Source organism: Halomicrobium sp. IBSBa (assembly GCF_017612575.1).
In the GTDB taxonomy this organism is placed as follows: Archaea; Halobacteriota; Halobacteria; order Halobacteriales; family Haloarculaceae; genus Halomicrobium.
Map to the genome: position 1 here is coordinate 53,207 of NZ_JADPQC010000006.1, position 17,923 is coordinate 71,129.

The window sequence follows — 17,923 nt, forward strand, 5'->3', positions numbered from 1 at the left end:
GATGGGGTTTCACACCTTCGACGCCGCGCGGGCGGACAAGCTGGAGGACGCGGCCCGCCGGTACCGCGCGCTCTCTGCCGAGGAACTGCTCTGGGCGCTGTCGCTGGACGGCGACGACGTGATCGCGGACCTCGGCAGCGGGACCGGCTTCTACACCGACGACGCTGCCGCCATCGCCGACACGGTGTACGCCGTCGACGTACAGAGCGAGATGCACGACTACTACCGGGAGAAGGGCGTTCCAGACAACGTCGAACTGGTGACCAGCGGCGTCGCCGACCTCCCGCTGGCGACCGACGCTCTCGACGCCGCGTTCTCGACGATGACGTACCACGAATTCGCGGACGAGGCTGCCCTCGCGGAGATCGCGCGGGTGCTGACCGACGGCGGGCGACTCGTCGTCGCCGACTGGGCGGCCAGTGGCAGCGGCGACGCCGGTCCGCCCCTCGACGAGCGCTTTACCGCGTCGCAGACGATCGACGCACTCCGAGACGCCGGCTTCACCATCGAACACGACGCCGTTCGCCCGGAGACGTTCCTCGTGATCGCCACGAGACAGTAGGCCGCCGTTCTTTCCAGTAGCTATTTTCGAACAGCCCAACACGTGCCCAGTGATGTCGCCTCCGTCCCGCCGCGATGCCCTCCGACTCGCCGGTCTCGCCGGTGTGAGTGCCCTCGCTGGCTGTCGTTCGGTGACGCCGTGGAGCGGACCGAACGAACAACCGCCACGATCGGTCGGTACGTCCTGGTCGCCGTCGGCTGAGACGTGGCGCTTTCCCCACGGCGACCTTCGAAACACGGCGAGTTCTCCTCACGGAGTACAGACCGCTCCGAGCGTCGCCTGGCAGGATTCTTTCGACGGCGGCCGCTCGACGACACCAACCGGTGCTATCGTCGCTGCAACGCCGGAGCGAGTGATTACCGCACGGCGGTTCGGTAGCGAGGTCCAACTGCACGCCGAAGACGCGACCGACGGCACGCGTCGGTGGAACCGATGGATCGTCTATCCACCCGACGGTCGGACGCCGACGTTCGGCGGTCTCGTCGATGGAACCGTCTACGTGACCGACGGCGGCACCGACCTCGTCGCCGTCGATGCGAGTGACGGCACAGTTCGCTGGCGTCGCTCGCTCTACGACCGCGTCGCCGACAGCGTTCCCGACAAATACCTCTCTGTCGCTGGTTCACCGGCGGAATTTGCAGCCCGCGCACTGGCGACGCCGGAGATCGTGTACGTCCAGAGCAGCTACGGCGTCCACGGAATCGCGCCCCGCGACGGAACCGAGCAGTGGCGGTTGTACCTGGGCGCACACCACGACGCCGACGCGCTCGAAGAACCTCGTGGGCTGGCAGTGGCTGATCGACGAATCTGGGCGGTTTACGATGGCACCGTCCAGTCGCTGTTCACCATCGAGCTGTCGGACGGGCAACCCGAGATCGAGCGGGTCCCCTCGCCGCTGCAGTCTCCGTCGAGGCCAGTGGTACCCGGATATCGGGATGCCGTCTTCACGCACGATATCGTGTGGGCGTCGAAGCCACAGGAGACGCTGGCAGTCGGGACGACCGACGAGGGGGCCGAGTGGGAGTGTCCCGGACACACGGGTTCGGGCGGGGTGGCGTACTCGTCGCTGGCGACCGACGGAGAGCGGGTGTTCGTCTGTGTGAGTCACGAACAGCAGGATCGATTGCTCGTGTCTGCCTTGCACGCGTCGACGGGCAAGCTGGACTGGCTCTTCCGTGAGCCGCTGGCCGATCGAGACGCATCTCCGAGTGATAGTGGGGAATTCAGGCTCTGCCGGCCCGCCGTGACCGGTGACTGTCTCGTCGTGGGATACGGGACCCTCCCGGAGACAGCGGCGGGGCGGGGCGAAATCGTCGCGATTTCGCGGACAGACGGGCGCGTCTGCTGGCGAACCTCTCTCCGGCTCGCGCCGCGTTCGGTGTCGATGACCAGCGCTCGACTCTTCGTCACGGGTCGACAGGGGGGCGTCGTCGCTCTCACCGAAGAGTCCGGATAGCCGTTCCAGGCACCCGGAGTCACCGTACGGCGCTGCCACGTTTGCCAGCTGTTGTGAGTTGCTTTTAGGCTGGACTAAAAACCGAAAGCCATTTATTACTTTAGGCTGGGCTAAAATCTATGGCAAGAGACGACGGAGACGAGCCACGACCGACGCGAAGAAAATGCATAGCGTACGGCACTACGCTGCTGGCCACCGGCTCGCTGGCCGGGTGTTCCGCACTTTCGGGCCAGGAGGCCGAGTCGACCGAGACGGAGACCCAGACCGGGCCGTCCTACTCGGGGACGATCGAACCCGTCGGCGAACGCAGTCTGGCGTCGGAGCCCGAACGTATCGTGGGCGGGTGGGGGTTCGAGGAAGACGTACTGACTGCCCTGGGCATGGCCGACAAGCTCGTCGCCGCCGAGGGCAACCAGTTCTGGTTCACCGGGTTCTACGACCAGCTGCCCGGCGTCGACGTGCCGGACCCGGCGTCACTGGATCTGGTCCGGACCGAGGACTGGTCGCTCAAGACGGAGTACCTGTACGAACTCGATCCCGATCTGTTCGCCACCGACCCGAACCGGTTCATCTCGTACTACGGTGCCGACGAGGCCGACATCTCCGAGATCGAGGACACGATCGCGCCGTTCTTCGGCAACGCCAGCCGCCGCAAGCGCGGGGCCGACTGGCCGACCTGGCCCGGTGACGAGTCCTACGCCTACTACGACATCCCCGAGTTCGTCAGCCGGTACGGCGACCTGTTCGGCAAGTCCGAGACGGCGGCGGCGATCAACGAGATCTACCGGTCGGCGATGGAAGACATGCGGTCGCGCGTCCCGCCCGAGTCCGAGCGCCCGAGCGTCGGACTGTTCAACGCACAGATCAATCCCGACACAGAGGGGGCGTTCCACGCGTACAACCCGAAGACCGAGATCGACAAGGCGTACGGAAAGAAGCAGTACCGAGACCTCGGTGTCGTCGACGCCTTCGAGGGCGAGTACGGCGGTCAGTCGGGGATCGAAGTCGACTACGAGACGTTGCTCGACGCCGACCCCGACGTGATCGTCTTCCACTTCGGCGTCAACTACCGCGACTGGAACGACGAGAACGCGCTCCGGAAGACGGTCGAGGGGATGCGCGACAGCCGACTGGGCCAGGAGCTCACCGCCGTTCAGGAAGACGAGCTGTACGTCGGCGGCTCGGCGTATCAGGGCCCGATCATCAACCTCTTCCAGACCGAGATGCTGGGCAAACAGCTCTATCCCGACGAGTTCGGCGAGTGGCCGGGCGAGGTCACCGCCGCCGAGCTGCCGACGATCCCCGAGGACGAACAGCTGTTCGACCGCGAGGCGCTCGCAGCGGCCGTCACCGGGTCGAACTGACCTCTGATCACGCGATCTTTTCGCCGTCTCGTTACACCGGTTTCTCTGCCGTTCCAGTCGCCCGAAACCACCGGACGACGACCCGATAGACGAAATCGAGGGGAACACTTATTACGTTTTAGGCTAGCCTAAAGATCAACGGGTGACATCCTACATGAGAGACGAGGCCAGTCGTGGCGTCTCGAGTACAGCGGTCGAGCGGCTCCGGACGACTCTGCAGACGGACCGCTGGCAGAGCGCCGATCGCGCGTTGCTCGCGAAGATGCTCGCGGAGTTCACCTACGAGCAACTCCTCGACCCCCAGGAGTACGCCGTCGACGGCGACTGGCGCGTCTATCGCGTCCCGCTGAGCGACACCACCTACGAATTCCGGGCACAGGAGCGGGTCTTCGACAGCTACCGCGTCGATCCATCGTCGATCCGGAAACGCGTCGGCGACGGTGCGTGGACGGCGGCCAGCGACGCCATCCAGTTCCTGCTCGACGCCCGCGAGACGCTGGGCATCGACGATCAGACGGCGAGTTACCTCGTCCGGGAGTACAACAACACGCTCCTGGCGGACACACACGTCGACGCCGACGACGACGCCGCGGACAGCATCCTGGATCTCGACGCGATGGAGATCGAAGGGGAGATGCGGGGTCACCCGTGGTTCACAGTCAACAAGGGGCGTATCGGCTTCGACTACGAGGACTACCTCCGGTACGCGCCGGAGAACCAGTGTCCCCAGTCACTGCAGTGGGTCGCCGTTCGTCGGTCCGAGGCGACGTTCGCGAGCGTCGACGGGCTCGATTACGACGGACTGATGGAGACACACCTCGGCGACCACGTCGAGGAGTTCGAACGGCTCGTCTCGGAGCAGGGTCTCGAACCTTCCGAGTACTACCTCATGCCCGTCCACGAGTGGCAGTGGCGAGACACGCTTGCCCAGCTGTTCGCGCCCGCGATCGCGGCCGACGAGATCGTGCCACTGGGGGCCGGTCCCGACACGTACCTCCCCCAGCAGTCGATCCGGACGCTGACCAACCGTTCGGACCCGACGAAACCACACGTCAAGCTCCCGATGCGGATACTGAACACGATCGTGTATCGCGGTCTGCCGGGCGAGCAAGCGCTGGCCGCGCCCCGCGTGACGGCGGCGGTCAAGGAGATTCGCGATCGGGACCCCTTCCTCAGCGACGAGTGTGACCTCGTGCTCCCCGGCGAGATCGCGAGCATCAACTACGAGCACCCCCAGTTTTCGCAGCTCTCCGGCGCGCCCTACCAGTACCAGGAGCTGCTGGGTGCGGTCTGGCGTGAGAGCGTCCAGTCGCTCACGACGGCCTCCGAGCAGGCGGTGCCACTCTCTGCGCTGTTCCACCGCGACGTCGACGGCTCGCCGATCGTCTCCGAGTTCGCCTCTCGGGCGGGGCTCTCGCTGTCGACGTGGATCGACGAGTTCCTCGACGTGCTCTTCGAGCCGTTGCTGCACTACCTGTACAAGTACGGACTGGTGTTCATGCCCCACGGGACGAACGTCCTCGTGATCCACCGGGAGGGACGGCCGGTCCGGATCGCGGTCAAAGACTACGTCGACGAGATCGCGCTGAGCGACGAGCGTCTCCCCGAGGCGTCCGTGATCCCCGACGACCTGTACGACCATCCCGACATCCTCCACCAGAAGGGGCCAGAGGCGCTGTGTCAGCACATCTTCGGGACCGTGTTCATCTGTGTCCTCCGGTACGTCTCCGACCTCCTCGAACGGGAAGCCGGCTACGAGGAGACGACCTTCTGGCGGCAGGTCCGGGACAGCATCGAGCGGTACCAGTCGGCACACCCGGAACTGGAGGGGCGCTTCGAGCGCTTCGATCTGTTCGAACCCGAGTTCACCCGCCTCTGTCTGAACCGCGGCCGCCTGACCGATTACGGGTACACCGACGGTCCCGAGCCACCGGGGGTGACCGCCCACGGGACGGTGACGAACACGCTCGCCGAGCTGGGCGACGATCGGCACGACTGATACGGATTGTTGTCGGTCGTTACCGAATCGATCGCACGCCGTCGTGGGGCCGGAAGTGTCGGGATTTCGACGGCTCCAGTCTCCCGCCGGCTGCTGACGGTCCGTTAGCCCCCAGCAGATTATTTCCAAATCCTCGAATCTTTAGAGCTTTTCTACGAACTTTTACTAGAACTCTAACTATTACCAGTAGCTTTTTGTTTTTAGGCTTGCCTAAAACAATCGATGACGAGCCATCACACGCTGTCCGGAGGGACGGCTTTCCGGACCGGAGGTGATCGTGAGTGAACTACGCTGACGCGACGGCCGACCAGTTGCTCGCCCAGCAGTCAGATCGCGAATCGAGCGCACGGACCTATCCGCGATATCTTCCGCTGGCGATCGAGAGCGCCTCGGGACTGACCGTCGTCGACGTCGACGGCGACGAGTACTACGACTGCCTCGCGGGGGCGGGAACGCTCGCGCTCGGACACAACCACCCAGCCGTCGTCGAGGAGATGGAGCGCGTGCTCGCGGACGGGCGAGCCATCCACACGCTGGACATCACGACGCCGGAGAAAGAGCGGTTCGTCGACACGCTGTTCGACTGTCTCCCCGACGAGCTGACAGACTCCGCGAAGGTCCAGTTCTGTAGCCCCGCCGGGACCGACGCGGTGGAGGCGGCACTGAAGCTCGTCAGGACGGCCACCGGAAACCGGCCGATCCTCGGCTTCCAGGGCGGCTATCACGGGATGACCGGCGAGGCGTTGAGCCTCATGGGCAACACCGGGCCCAAAGAGCCCCTGCCCGGATCGTCCTCGGCCGTCCACCACCTCCCGTACCCCTACACGTATCGGTGTCCGTTCGGGGCGGGGGGCGACGAGTGCTGGCGCACCAGCGCCCGGTACGTCGAACGCGTGCTCGACGATCCCGCCAGCGGCGTCGTCTCGCCGGCCGGGATGATCTTCGAGTCGGTCCAGGGCGAAGGGGGGTCCGTTCCCGCGCCGGTCCCGTGGCTGCGCGAGATCCGGCGTCTCACCGACGAGCACGACGTGCCGCTGATCGCCGACGAGATCCAGACCGGGCTCGGTCGTACCGGAGAGCTGTTCGGCTTCGAACACGCCGACATCGTCCCCGACGTCGTCACCGTCTCGAAGGCCGTCGGCGGCGGGCTCCCGCTCGCGGTCGTCGTCTACGACGAGGAACTCGACGAGTGGGAACCGGGGGCACACGCGGGGACGTTCCGTGGCAACCAGCTCGCGATGGCGGCGGGGACGGTGACGATGCGACACGTTCTCGACAACGACCTCGACGAACACGCCGCGGCGATGGGCGAGCGGCTCCGCGAGCGTCTCGCAGACACCGCTACGATCAGCCAGGCGGTCGGAGACGTTCGGGGACGGGGACTCATGCTGGGCGTCGAGTTCGTCGATCCGGCCGGCGAGCCCGGCCCGCAGGGCCAGTATCCGCCCGACGGTGACCTCGCAGAGCGCGTCCAGGCCGAGGCGTTCGATCGCGGACTCATCATCGAGACCGGCGGGCGCGACGGCGCGACCGCTCGATTCCTCCCGCCGCTGGTCGTCTCCCCGAGACAGGTCGACGACATCGCCGAGCTGTTCCACCGCAGCGTTCGCGCGGCGATCGACGCCGACGACCGCGCGGAGGTGCTCGCATGAGCGGCGGCGCTCCCGACGCGACCGAGGGCCTGGACCAGCCGCCGGTCGACGACGCGTTCCTCGGGAGCGACGACGGGAACCGCGCGTACGCGGCTGCGGCCGACGCGGCGACGCGCGCCGTGGTGACCGCGACCGACCGCGCGACGCCGTACTCCGGCGCTGCCCCCGACACGCTCCGCGAGCGGTTCGCGGAACGGCGTGTCCTCCCCGAGCGTGGACAGTCGGTCGAAGCGACGCTCGGCGAGGTCACGGACGAGGTGCTCTCGTCCGTCGTCGGCGTCTTCGACCCCGACTGTGTCGCTCACCTTCAGTGCCCGCCGACGATCCCCGGACTCGCGGCCGAAGCGCTCGTCGCGGGGACGAACCAGTCGATGGACTCCTTCGACCAGGCCCCAGCGCCCTCCGTCTGCGAGGAGCGGGTCGTCGACGCGCTCTGTGACCGCCTATCCTTCCCTGCCGGCGCTGACGGCGTGTTCACGAGCGGGGGCACCCAGTCGAACCTCCAGGGCCTGCTCTTGGCCCGAGAGTGGTTCTGTCGGGAGCGACTGAACTGTGACGTACAGACCGAGGGGCTCCCCGCCGACGCCGACGACCTCCGGGTCGTCACCTCCGAGGCGGCTCACTTCACCGCGGCCCAGGCCACGGCACAGCTGGGTCTCGGCGAGGACGCCGTCGTCGAGGTCCCGACCGACGACGGTCACCGGATGGACCCGGACGCGCTGGACGCGACCCTCGCGGATCTCAGCGCGGACGGGTGCCGACCGTTCGCGCTGTTCGGGACCGCGGGGACGACCGACCACGGTGCCGTCGACCCGCTCCCGGCGCTCGCCGACCGCGCGGCCGAGCACGACCTCTGGTTCCACGTCGACGCCGCCTACGGCGGCGCACTGCTGCTCTCCGAACGCGAGCGGTCGACCCTCGACGGGATCGAGCGGGCGGACTCCGTCGCAGTCGACTTCCACAAGCTGTTCTACCAGCCGATCAGCTGTGGGGCTTTTCTGCTCCGAGACGGCAACCAGTTCCGGCTACAGGACCGCAACGCGGCGTATCTCAACCCCGAAGCCGACGACGATGCGGGCGTCCCGAACCTCGTCGGGAAGTCCCTCCAGACGACCCGCCGGTTCGACGCCCTGAAACCGTACGTGACGTTCCGGACGCTGGGACGCGAGCGCCTCGCCGACTGGGTCGAGTACGTCGTCGACCTCGCGACCGCTGTCGGCGACGACGTTCGTGACCACCCCGAACTCGAACTGGTGTGTGAGCCGCAACTGAGCACCGTCCTGTTTCGCTACCGGCCCGAGGAGGGCGACCCGGACGAGATCAACCCGGCCATCCGCGATCGGCTGCTCCGAGCGGGGCGGGCAGTGATCGCTCGCACCGAGGTCGACGGAAGAGCGACGCTCAAGTTCACCCTGCTGAACCCGCGGGCGACGCGCTCGTCGCTCCGTGCGCTGCTCGCATCGGTCGTCGAACACGGCACCGAGATCGAACGAGAGAGATCGACATGACGCGACTGACACGACACCACGACGACTCGGCGCGCGAGATCGCGCGCCACGCCACGACGCACAGCTTCCTGAACTGCTACTGCCACGAGACCGCCAGTGGGGAGTTTCGACCCGGCGACGAGACGCCGATCGACGCCGAGGGGCTCGTCCTGTACTGTCCGCTCGAAGCCCAGGGCATCGACCTGTATGCGCCGGTCGCACACCGCTCGCCGACCGGTCGGCACCTCTTCGAGACGCCGGTGCAGTACCGCGTCGAGGGGGCGAACCACGACTGTGACTACCTCACGCTCGCGACGCTCCTGACCAAGGAACTCGAACTGACGCGCGGGGGCGACGCCGATCGGGACGAGCTGCTGGCCCGGGTCGTTTCGAGCTGTCGGGCGACAGCGCGGTTCGTCGACGCCCGCCGGGGCGACGACGCGCTCACCGATCCCGAGGCGACGTTCCGCGAGGCCGAGCAGTCGCTCGTGTTTGGCCACCTCATGCATCCGACCCCCAAGAGCCGGCGCGGGATGGGTCGGGACGGGCCACGCTACGCGCCCGAGCTCGGGACGAGCTTCTCGCTTCACTACGTCAGCGCCGATTCGGCCGTCGTCGATCAGGACTCCACGCGCGAGCACAGCGCCGCCGAGTGGGTCGCATCGGCGCTCCGAGACGATCCGACCGTCGCCGACGAGGTCGTCGACCGCCACGTCGACGACGGGCGCGTCCTCCTCCCGCTTCACCCCTGGCAGGCCCAGTACCTGCTCGACCGGGAGCCCGCACGGAGCTTGCTCGACGACGGGCGTCTCGAATCGCTCGGACCGATCGGCCGCGAGTTCGCACCGACCTCCTCGGTGCGGACGCTGTACGCGCCCGAGTCGCCGTTCATGGTCAAGGGCTCGCTGGCGGTCAAGATCACGAACGCCGAGCGGACGAACAAGCGCCCGGAGCTGGACCGCGGCGTCGCGATCTCGGAACTGCTCGACACCGAACTCGGGGACGCGATCGACGACCGATTCCCCGCGTTCGACGTGATTCGAGACCCCGCCTATCTGACCGTCCAGAGCGAGAGCGCCGAGTCGGGGTTCGAGGTGGTCCTCCGAGAGAATCCGTTCGCTCCGTCGGGCCGGCGGCGGGCGACGCCGGTCGCGGCGCTGTGTCAGGACGGCATCGCGGGACCGTCCCGCCTGGAGCGGGTCGTTCGCGACATCGCACAGCGAACGGGACACAGCCCCGACGCGGTGAGCGTCGACTGGTTCGAGCAGTATCTGGAGACGGCGATCAGACCGGTCCTCTGGCTGTTCCTCGAGTGGGGGCTCGGACTGGAGGCCCACCAGCAGAACACGGTCCTGACCCTCGACGACGACGGCTACCCGGACCGTGCCTTCTACCGGGACAACCAGGGGTACTACTTCCCGGAGGGTGCCTACGATCGGATCGACGCCGTCTGTCCCGGCGTCGGCCAGCGGGCCGACACGATCTGCCCGGACGCTGTCGCCGACGAGCGGATCCGCTACTACGTCGTCCTGAACAACGCCTTCGGCGTGATCAATGCCTTCGGCACCGCCGGTCTCGTGGACGAACAGCGACTCCTCGGAGTCCTGCGCGATCACCTCTCGTCGCTCCGGCAGTTCGACCGGCCGTCCTCGTCGCTGCTCGACCCGCTCCTCGAATCCGAGACCGTCCCGCGCAAGGCGAACCTGCTCACGCGGTTCCGCGGGCTCGACGAACTCGACGCCCCCTCGCTCGACGACCAGTCGGTGTACGCTGCCGTCCCCAATCCGCTGGTCGAGACGTTCCCACCGGCGGTGATGCGATGACCGCGCCCGCGACGTCCGTCGTTCGCGACGACAGCTTCCGGGTCCACGACGAGACGATCGACCGGACGGTCGCCTTCCGTCCGGTCTCGCTGTCCGAGGATCTCGGCCGACTGCACGCGTGGCTCAACGCCGACCACGTCCAGCCGTTCTGGGACCTCGCAGAACCGCTGTCGGTGTTTCGCGAGACGATGGCGGAGAAGCTGGCGACCGAGGGCGTGGGCTGTTACGTCGGCTCCGTCGATCACGTCCCGATGAGCTACTGGGAGTGTTACTGGGCAGCAGACGACGAGGTCGGCGAGCACTTCGACGCGAACCCGACAGACCAGGGGCTCCACCTCCTCGTCGGCCCCCCGGAGTTCGTCGGACAGGGGCTGGCCGTCCCGCTCGTCAGAGCGATGCTGCGCTTTCAGTTCACACACGCCGAGACCGACCGGATCGTCGTCGAGCCCGACGTTCGCAACGAGGTCGTCAGACACGTGTTCAGGCGCTGTGGGTTCGAACCGGTCCGGGAGATCGCCATGGCCGAGAAAGACGCGATGCTCATGTACTGCCACCGCGAGCCCTTCGAGGAGACGATCTGGCCCGACGGCCACGCGGCGGGGGAGGTGAGAGCGAATGACTGAGACCGACCGTGGCCACGTCGACGTCCTCGGTGTGGGACTCGGCCCGTTCAACCTCGGGCTCGCGGCCCTGCTCGCGGACACGGACGTCGAGGCGGCGTTTCTCGAACAGGCGTCGGCCTTCGCCTGGCACGAGGGGATGCTCATCGAGGGAGCGACCCTCGAAGTGCCGTTCCTCGCGGATCTGGTCACGCTCGCCGATCCGACCAGCGAGTACAGCTACCTCAACTACCTGCGCGAGAACGACCGGATCTACGAGTTCTACTTCTACGAGACGTTCCAGGTGCCTCGTCGGGAGTACGACGCCTACCTCGGCTGGGTCGCGGATCGACTCGACAGCTGTCGGTTCGGCCGCCGAGTCACGAGCGTCACCGAGACCGACTCGGGCTTCCGGGTCGAAGCCGTCGATCCGGAAACCGGCGAGCGGTACGCGTTCACTGCCGACGACCTCGTCGTCGGCGTCGGCTCACGGCCCTACGTTCCAGAGCAGTTCCGCGACTGCCTGGGCGACGCCGTCTTCCACACCGCACAGTATCGCGACCGCCGCGACGGCGCTCTCGACAGCGACGCGATCGCCGTCGTCGGCTCCGGCCAGAGCGCCGCCGAGGTCGTCCTGGACCTGCTCGAACGACAGGCCGATTACGGCTACCGCCTCGACTGGCTCACCCGCTCGGACGGCTTCTTCCCGATGGAGTACTCGAAGCTCGGGCTGCAACACTTCACTCCGGAGTACACGCGGTACTTCTCGGACCTGGATCAGGAGACCAGAGACGAGACACTCTCAGACCAGGACCTCCTGTACAAGGGGATCGACGTGCAGACGAGCGCTCGGATCTACGACACGCTGTACGAGCGGTCCATCGGTTCGGGCGAGCCCGACTTCGGGATGCTCGCGACGACCGCCGTCGAAGATATCGAGGCGACCGACGACGGGTACCGCCTCGCGTGCCACCAGACCCAGCAGGACGAGCGATTCGTCCACGAGGCGGCGACGGTCGTCCTCGGGACTGGCTACCATCGGCCGACGCCGTCGTTCCTGGGACCGCTGGAAGACGCGCTCGAACGCGATCCGAAGGGGCGGCTCCGCATCACCGAGGAGTACCGCGTCGAGAGCGACTGTGCGGGGCGGCTGTTCGTCCAGAACGCCGGGGTCTACACCCACGGCGTCGGCACCCCGGATCTGGGGCTGGGCTGCTACCGCAACGCCGTCATCGTCGAGCAACTCACCGGCCGCGAGGTGTATCCGATCGACGAGGACACCGTCTTCCAGGATTTCGCCGTCGAACGGTTCGTCGACGACGCCCCGGCGAGGCGAGCCCGCGAGCCCGCCCGTTCCGACGACTGACCGGCGTGGTCCGACGCGACCACTGCTCTCGACACCCCGGAAAGCCCGTGACGGTAGCGGCCAGCTCAGAACGTGTCGCGGAACTGGTCGCGTCTCCACGTGGCCCCGCTGTCGGTGAACGCCTCCCACTCGCTGCGTTTGACCGTGAGATACGACGCCGCGAGTGGCTCGCCCAGCGCCGACCGCAGCACCTCGTCGTCGGCCAACGCGTCGAGGGCCGCTCCCAGCGTCGTCGGCAGTCGATCGACGCCGCGCTCGGCCAGCGTCGCCTCGTCGCAGTTGGCCGGATCCGCTTCCAGCGGGGGGCCGGGATCGATCTCGTTTCTGACGCCGTCCAGCCCGGCCGCGAGCAGTCCGAGAACCGACAGGTACGGGTTGGCGGTGTTGTCCGCTGGCCGGAACTCGACGCGGGTCGCCGTGGCCCGTTCGTCGGGCGCGACCGCCGGGATCCGCACGGCGGCCTCTCGGTTGCCCACGCCCCAGCAGCCGTACGCGGCTGCGCCGGCCTGGGGCCTGAGGCGTGCGTAGGAGTTGACCGTCGGGGACGTGAGTGCGAGCAACGCCGGGACGTGCGCCAGAATGCCGCCGACGAAGTGCCGCCCCATCGGGCTCAGTGCCCGGTTGTCGTCAGTCGGTGCGAACCGGTTGTCGTCGTCCCACAGCGAGAGGTGAACGTGGCAACCGTTCGTGGCACCGTCGAACGGGTACGGGAGGAACGTGGCTCCCAGCTCGTGAGCGTCGGCGACAGCGTCCACGGTCTCCCGGAGGAACACGTAGTCGTCGACGGCCCCGATACCCCGGCCATACTCGGTCACGATCTCGTGTTTCCCGGCGGCGTACTCGGGATAGTACTTGGCTACGTCGATCCCCTGGGCTTTCAGGGCGTCGACGATGTCGAGGATCACCTCGTGGCCGTTGCGCATGCTCGCCGTCGAGTAGACGCCGCGGTCGCCGTGTGGCGACGGCTCCTCCTCGTCGGTGACGAGGTGGAACTCGCTTTCGAGCGCGAGTGCCGCTTCGAGCCCCTCCGCTGCGAGGTCGGCGAGCTGTCGCGAGAGCGCCGAGCGCGGGTCGGCGTCCCAGGGATCTCCGGAGTCGCGGTCTCGCAGCGAGCAGAGCACCGCTGCGACCCGATCCTCGTGGTCGAGTACCCTGAACGACGAGCCGTCGGGGACGAGCCGCACCTCGCCGACGGCGTCGAACCGAGCGTCTTTGACGCGGTGGCCCAGCGCGTTGAACGACTGTACCAGCTCCGGCAGCGGGACGCCAGCGTCGAGCGCGTCCCGAACGTGGTTCCGTTCGACCGCGTGGCCACGAACGACACCGTCGTTGCCGACGTACAGGAGTCGCAACAGCTCGACATCCGCCTTTTCACATCGATCCGCGATCGTCTGAGTGTTCATCGAACGTCTTCGTCTCGAACCCTCGACCATATAATTTTTAGGCTTGCCTAAAGTATACGCGAGTGTGTCCAGAGACAATTCTCACAGCGACTTCGACGACTGGCGGCGAGTGGGAGGCGAATCGTGAGCGGAACTGACCCCCAGCGGAACCGCCTCGCGGGACTGGGCGACGGCGAGCGCGTGTACGCGGGTGCCGCCGTCGAGACGGCAGCGGAGTCCCTGATCGAGCTGTACGGGGCGGTCGGTCTCGACTGGGTCTGGATCGATCTCGAACACAAGAACGCCAGTCCGCTGGACGGCCCGACACTGGAGCGACTGACCCGCGCGGGAGAGTGTAGCGGTGTTGCACTCGTCGTCAGACTCCCCGACGGCGATCCCGCGACCGTCCGGAAGGTGCTGGACGCGGGCGTGCGAACCGTCGTCGTGCCCCGCGTCGAGACGGCGGCCGACCTCAGACGCGCGGCCGAAGCCTGTTACTTCGAGTACGATTCTGGCGCCGGAGCACGCGGCCTCTCCCAGAGTCGATCGAGTGGCTACGGGACGGCCTACCTCGGAGACGAGTCCTACCACCGAACCGAGGACGCCGCGGTCCGGCTCGGTGTCCTCGTCGAAGACGAGCGGGCGGTACAGAACCTCCCCGCGATCCTCGACGTGCCGGAACTGGACTTCGTGTTTCCCGGTCCCGGAGACCTGAGCGTGTCGATGGGCCACCCACAGGAGTACGACCACCCGGACGTGCGTGCCCAGATCGAGTACGTCGAAGCGACCTGCCGTGACCGATCGATCCCGATGCTGGGGACGTACCACAGCACCTTCACCGGCCGGGACGGCACTCGACAGGCGATCGAGCGAGGGTACCGACTGCTCAGTGTCGGCAACGAGTACGACTTCGCCGCCGAGATCCTGCGCGAGCGTCTGTCGTGGTTCACCGACGACGAGCGAAGCTGAGCGTCCAGCAGGCGACGGAGCGGGTCCGGTCGTTGCTCGAAGACGACACGGCCCGCGAACAGCTGGGGGAACGCATGGCCCAGTACAAGAGCGCCAACAGCTTCGAACGGGTCGGTGCTCAGCACCGTCACATCTACCACCACGTCGACAGCCAGACGGTCGACGCGCTCGGCGACCCGACCGCAGAGTCCGAATCTACCCGGTCCGGACCGCTCCTCGGGGCCTGTAGCGCCGCCCGCGGGACGCCGTCCGACGACTGATACGCTGGCTGCTCTATGTTCACCATCACACCGGGGTGACGCCAGTCGTCACAGACCGAGCCGACAGCATCAGGCGTCGATCTTTTCGGCGATCTGCTCCGCCTGCTCCCGCGCCAGTGATTCCTCTCCGTCGACGAGAACGCTCTGGACCGTCCACTCTTCGCACCCACGCTCCTTCCCGATGCGGACGCGGGCACTCGACGAGACCGACCACGCGACCCACTGGGCCCAGTTGGGCTCTCTGACCGTCTGGAACGCGTCTGGATCGCGAAACTGTACGTGGACATACTCGTCTTCCCGTTCGACGATCTGTGCCATACCTGCTCTCTCGGCTCGAGCAGCAAAACCGGTCTGCAGGCACTTGCAAGCGATTCAAGGCGTGACACGCCGGACAGACACGTGGACCGTCACCGAGGTCGTCGACCCCATCGCAGAGGGACGCCGACCCGAGGGGAGCGCCCGACCTCGTTACGCGTTCGCCATCCGCCGACAGCTCTCGGCACACGTCTGCACGACGTCACGACAGACCTGACAGTGATCGGCGTCGTGTGTCTCACACTCCTGGGCACACGCTTCACAGACCTCGGCGCAGATCGCTGCGAGATCGGTGCTGTAGGTCGAGCCCCGTGCCACGAGGCGAGCGTGCAGCGACGCGATGTCGGCCACGTCACGGCACAGTCGGGCACACTCCTCCATCTCCGACTCCCCGAGACACTCGTCTGCACACCATTCACACACCTCGGCCGCCTCGTTGCAGTGTTCGATGCATTCGCGCTGTTCGTCGCTGAGGGTTTCGATCTTCGAGACCGTTTCTGTGAGAGACATTCCCGTGCGTCCTTCGACCGGAGGGTGAGAAACGGTTGGGCCTGCCATCGCAAGGAGCACTCGCTGGCCACACGCCGTCGGTCATCAGCCACGGCGTCGCCCCATCGGGTGTCGGGCCTCGTTCCACCAGGTACCGCATTCGCGCTTCACCGACGGCGTCGGGGTACGTCAATATGATCCTGATTATTCGTGTAATCACGTTCAGACGCTTATTTGCCTAAAGTTCCGAATTCCGGTAGTAACAGTGGTAATAGCCAAGAAACCGGATTTATAAATTATATATCGCTATACCAAACCTGAGCCGCCAGTAGTTGAGACTACAATGGGTATAGCAGGGCTGTAATGCGTGGACTTTGTCGATTTAGTCAGCGGAAACTACCTCAATTCACTCTACAAGCGGCCATTCTTGTTATACTTCCAACCGAAAGGGCGAATTTTCGAATATCCAACAGTGTAGCCACTCGGACCGCGGGCTAACCCAGACTGAGTGTCTCTCTAACCGATTCCAGTCTCCTTCTTCAGCAGCGTCAGTGTGTTATCTGCCGTCACCATCGGCGAGTGCTCGTAGTTACCAGTCAACGCGACCTGAACGAGCAAGTCGACGGATCGCCAGATCGAGTACAGCAGACACGCAAACGCGAAGTAGAAGAATCTAAGCCCGAAATTCTTCGACGTGGTAGCAGCCATGAAGCGTTTGATCGACTTGTATCCGCTCTCGATTTCCCAGCGGTAGCCGTACTCCGTGAGGTGTCCACTCCCTCGATTCGTCATGAACACCGAGTACTGCCGGTGATCGCCATGCTCGGAGTCCTCTTTCCGACGGTAGATAAGCGTCGTCTCGTGCCATTCGTTCTTCCCGAGATGGAGCTTCCGGTCGGTTTCGTATCGGTCCTGACCCCGTCGGAGCAACCGCTTGGCTTGGGCTTTTTCGCTGGTCTGCATCCGCTTGGGAACGACGTAGGAAAGCCCGCGCTGGCTGATCATCTCCAAGATGTGCTGACTGTCGAACTCTCGGTCCATCAGCACGTTATCGACGTAAACGAGGTCCTGGGCAGAGTCGAGCAGGTCCTCGACGATCTCCTTCCGTGACTCGCCTTTCCGTACTGGGCGGGCATCAAGGACGAGTGGAACAGCGTTGCCGACCAACTGGACTGTCGCCCACTGGTGGGCGTATTCGTCGTTCCTCTCTTTCGTTCCAATTATCTCGTCCTCGTGTCCGGTGCGGTCGCCTGTGAAGGGGTCGGCTTCGGTGATGTCGATGGCGACGATTCCGGCTCGGTAGAACTCTTCCGTCTCTGCGAGTTCGTTGATCAGCTGTCGGACCGCCTGTCGGTACATCTCGCGAATCTGGTGGATAGAGAGATCTCGAATGTGGTCGCGGTGGGCGTGTCCGAGTGGTGTTCGATTCCGCGAGGACTCATGAATGAAACTGCGGGCTCCTTCGTTCGCAGCCAGCCGCTCGCGCAACCCGAGATATGTCTGGAGGTCCCAGTAGGCGTTCTCGTGTATCTCACAGCCGTCCCCACGGTCCAGCGAAAACGCCGGGAACACGATGCGGCTGACGTGGTCGGTGATCTTCTCTGCCTGCTCCAACGTGGTTTGATCGGCTGGTTCTAGCTCACCAGGCTCGTCATCGTGGTGCCGAAGCTTTCGTTCCGGTTCACGCGGAATCCCGACACCTGCATTCTGGGCTTTGATGAGGATCGTTCGAGCCGCAGTTTCGACCGTCTCTCGGAGGTCAGGGGTGAACCGCTCGTGCCAGCTCCGCCATAGTGTTGACTGCTCTGGGATCGTCTCGAAACCCAGTTGCTCACAGAGTACAGGTCGGTTCTCTAGGTACTCGCCCAGTGCTGTCTCGTGCTCCAACTCGTGGAGTTCCTTCAGGACGAACACCCGAAAGAGGGAGTCCATCTCATAGCGTGTCGAGCGTGTGTAGCGATCGTGAGCCCCGAAGCTGAAGTAGGCCAGTGGAAGTACGAGGACGAACTGCTCAACCGAATCATGGTTGGGATGCGTAAACCAGGTTTCTGAGACGATCCGAACGTCCGAGCGTAATCCGGCAAGTGAGGTACGATCATAGATTGGTGTCGAATCATATGTTGGCCACTCAACGTGCGCTCGTTGTGCGATTTGTCTGAAAATAGCACGCCGGGACGCAGAGGTCGAAGCCATATAGAAA

Annotated in this window: 15 protein-coding genes; 11 read left to right on the forward strand and 4 right to left on the reverse strand. The window is 65.7% G+C overall.

The features are described from left to right. The first annotated feature begins 1 nt into the window (after position 1). The 9 genes from IL252_RS14160 to IL252_RS14200 all read left to right on the forward strand — a co-directional run bounded on the left by IL252_RS14160 (position 2) and on the right by IL252_RS14200 (position 12,308). Positions 2-562, forward strand: a complete 561-nt coding sequence (locus IL252_RS14160; protein ID WP_208628524.1) for a class I SAM-dependent methyltransferase — start codon at positions 2-4, stop codon at positions 560-562. Between the two features lie 352 nt (positions 563-914). After that, entirely contained in the window at positions 915-2,018 is a 1,104-nt protein-coding gene (locus tag IL252_RS14165) for a PQQ-binding-like beta-propeller repeat protein (protein ID WP_208628525.1), read from the forward strand. A gap of 119 nt (positions 2,019-2,137) precedes the next feature. Continuing rightward, entirely contained in the window at positions 2,138-3,382 is a 1,245-nt protein-coding gene (locus IL252_RS14170) for an ABC transporter substrate-binding protein (protein WP_208628526.1), read from the forward strand. A gap of 154 nt (positions 3,383-3,536) precedes the next feature. Further along, complete coding sequence (locus IL252_RS14175) at positions 3,537-5,381, forward strand: IucA/IucC family siderophore biosynthesis protein (RefSeq protein ID WP_208628629.1); 1,845 nt, start codon at positions 3,537-3,539, stop codon at positions 5,379-5,381. 281 nt (positions 5,382-5,662) lie between these two features. Further along, positions 5,663-7,033, forward strand: a complete 1,371-nt coding sequence (locus IL252_RS14180; RefSeq protein WP_208628527.1) for a diaminobutyrate--2-oxoglutarate transaminase — start codon at positions 5,663-5,665, stop codon at positions 7,031-7,033. Then, positions 7,030-8,541 carry an aspartate aminotransferase family protein gene (locus IL252_RS14185; protein WP_208628528.1) on the forward strand — a complete coding sequence of 504 codons (1,512 nt, stop codon included), beginning with the start codon at positions 7,030-7,032 and terminating at the stop codon, positions 8,539-8,541. The genes IL252_RS14180 and IL252_RS14185 overlap by 4 nt, the downstream gene beginning before the upstream one ends. After that, a complete protein-coding gene (locus tag IL252_RS14190; protein WP_208628529.1) occupies positions 8,538-10,343 on the forward strand; it encodes an IucA/IucC family siderophore biosynthesis protein in 1,806 nt (601 codons plus the stop codon). Before IL252_RS14185 ends, IL252_RS14190 begins: the two co-directional genes overlap by 4 nt. After that, a complete protein-coding gene (locus tag IL252_RS14195) occupies positions 10,340-10,966 on the forward strand; it encodes a GNAT family N-acetyltransferase (RefSeq protein ID WP_208628530.1) in 627 nt (208 codons plus the stop codon). Before IL252_RS14190 ends, IL252_RS14195 begins: the two co-directional genes overlap by 4 nt. Beyond that, the gene (locus IL252_RS14200) at positions 10,959-12,308 is read left to right on the forward strand and encodes a lysine N(6)-hydroxylase/L-ornithine N(5)-oxygenase family protein (protein WP_208628531.1); all 1,350 of its coding nucleotides are present in this window, start codon (positions 10,959-10,961) and stop codon (positions 12,306-12,308) included. The genes IL252_RS14195 and IL252_RS14200 overlap by 8 nt, the downstream gene beginning before the upstream one ends. A gap of 65 nt (positions 12,309-12,373) precedes the next feature. On the opposite strand, the gene glnA2 is transcribed toward IL252_RS14200, so the two are convergent. After that, positions 12,374-13,711, reverse strand: a complete 1,338-nt coding sequence (gene glnA2, locus IL252_RS14205) for a gamma-glutamylputrescine synthetase (protein ID WP_208628532.1) — start codon at positions 13,709-13,711, stop codon at positions 12,374-12,376. A 123-nt stretch (positions 13,712-13,834) separates the two neighbouring features. Between glnA2 and IL252_RS14210 the strand changes: the two genes are divergently transcribed. Both IL252_RS14210 and IL252_RS14215 read left to right on the forward strand, forming a co-directional pair. Continuing rightward, on the forward strand, positions 13,835-14,659 hold the full coding sequence (locus tag IL252_RS14210) for an HpcH/HpaI aldolase/citrate lyase family protein (protein WP_208628533.1): 825 nt from the start codon (positions 13,835-13,837) through the stop codon (positions 14,657-14,659). Next, positions 14,632-14,919: a hypothetical protein gene (locus tag IL252_RS14215; protein WP_208628534.1), complete on the forward strand. Its 288-nt coding sequence runs from the start codon at positions 14,632-14,634 to the stop codon at positions 14,917-14,919. The genes IL252_RS14210 and IL252_RS14215 overlap by 28 nt, the downstream gene beginning before the upstream one ends. Positions 14,920-14,988: 69 nt before the next feature. Here the strand turns inward: IL252_RS14215 and IL252_RS14220 are convergent, their stop codons facing one another. The 3 genes from IL252_RS14220 to IL252_RS14230 all read right to left on the reverse strand — a co-directional run bounded on the left by IL252_RS14220 (position 14,989) and on the right by IL252_RS14230 (position 17,916). Beyond that, complete coding sequence (locus IL252_RS14220) at positions 14,989-15,237, reverse strand: hypothetical protein (protein ID WP_208628535.1); 249 nt, start codon at positions 15,235-15,237, stop codon at positions 14,989-14,991. Between the two features lie 150 nt (positions 15,238-15,387). Continuing rightward, positions 15,388-15,744, reverse strand: a complete 357-nt coding sequence (locus IL252_RS14225) for a four-helix bundle copper-binding protein (protein WP_208628536.1) — start codon at positions 15,742-15,744, stop codon at positions 15,388-15,390. 495 nt (positions 15,745-16,239) lie between these two features. Further along, the gene (locus IL252_RS14230; RefSeq protein ID WP_208628537.1) at positions 16,240-17,916 is read right to left on the reverse strand and encodes a transposase; all 1,677 of its coding nucleotides are present in this window, start codon (positions 17,914-17,916) and stop codon (positions 16,240-16,242) included. Positions 17,917-17,923: the final 7 nt, after the last annotated feature.

What these genes read in the sequence shown, in the direction of transcription:
- IL252_RS14160 (WP_208628524.1), top strand. Translation starts at nt 2, where the DNA reads ATGGGGTTTCACACCTTCGACGCCGCGCGGGCGGACAAGCTGGAGGAC.
- IL252_RS14170 (WP_208628526.1), top strand. Translation starts at nt 2,138, where the DNA reads ATGGCAAGAGACGACGGAGACGAGCCACGACCGACGCGAAGAAAATGC.
- IL252_RS14175 (WP_208628629.1), top strand. Translation starts at nt 3,537, where the DNA reads ATGAGAGACGAGGCCAGTCGTGGCGTCTCGAGTACAGCGGTCGAGCGG.
- IL252_RS14185 (WP_208628528.1), top strand. Translation starts at nt 7,030, where the DNA reads ATGAGCGGCGGCGCTCCCGACGCGACCGAGGGCCTGGACCAGCCGCCG.
- IL252_RS14190 (WP_208628529.1), top strand. Translation starts at nt 8,538, where the DNA reads ATGACGCGACTGACACGACACCACGACGACTCGGCGCGCGAGATCGCG.
- IL252_RS14195 (WP_208628530.1), top strand. Translation starts at nt 10,340, where the DNA reads ATGACCGCGCCCGCGACGTCCGTCGTTCGCGACGACAGCTTCCGGGTC.
- IL252_RS14200 (WP_208628531.1), top strand. Translation starts at nt 10,959, where the DNA reads ATGACTGAGACCGACCGTGGCCACGTCGACGTCCTCGGTGTGGGACTC.
- glnA2 (WP_208628532.1), bottom strand. Translation starts at nt 13,711, where the DNA reads ATGAACACTCAGACGATCGCGGATCGATGTGAAAAGGCGGATGTCGAG.
- IL252_RS14220 (WP_208628535.1), bottom strand. Translation starts at nt 15,237, where the DNA reads ATGGCACAGATCGTCGAACGGGAAGACGAGTATGTCCACGTACAGTTT.
- IL252_RS14225 (WP_208628536.1), bottom strand. Translation starts at nt 15,744, where the DNA reads ATGTCTCTCACAGAAACGGTCTCGAAGATCGAAACCCTCAGCGACGAA.
- IL252_RS14230 (WP_208628537.1), bottom strand. Translation starts at nt 17,916, where the DNA reads ATGGCTTCGACCTCTGCGTCCCGGCGTGCTATTTTCAGACAAATCGCA.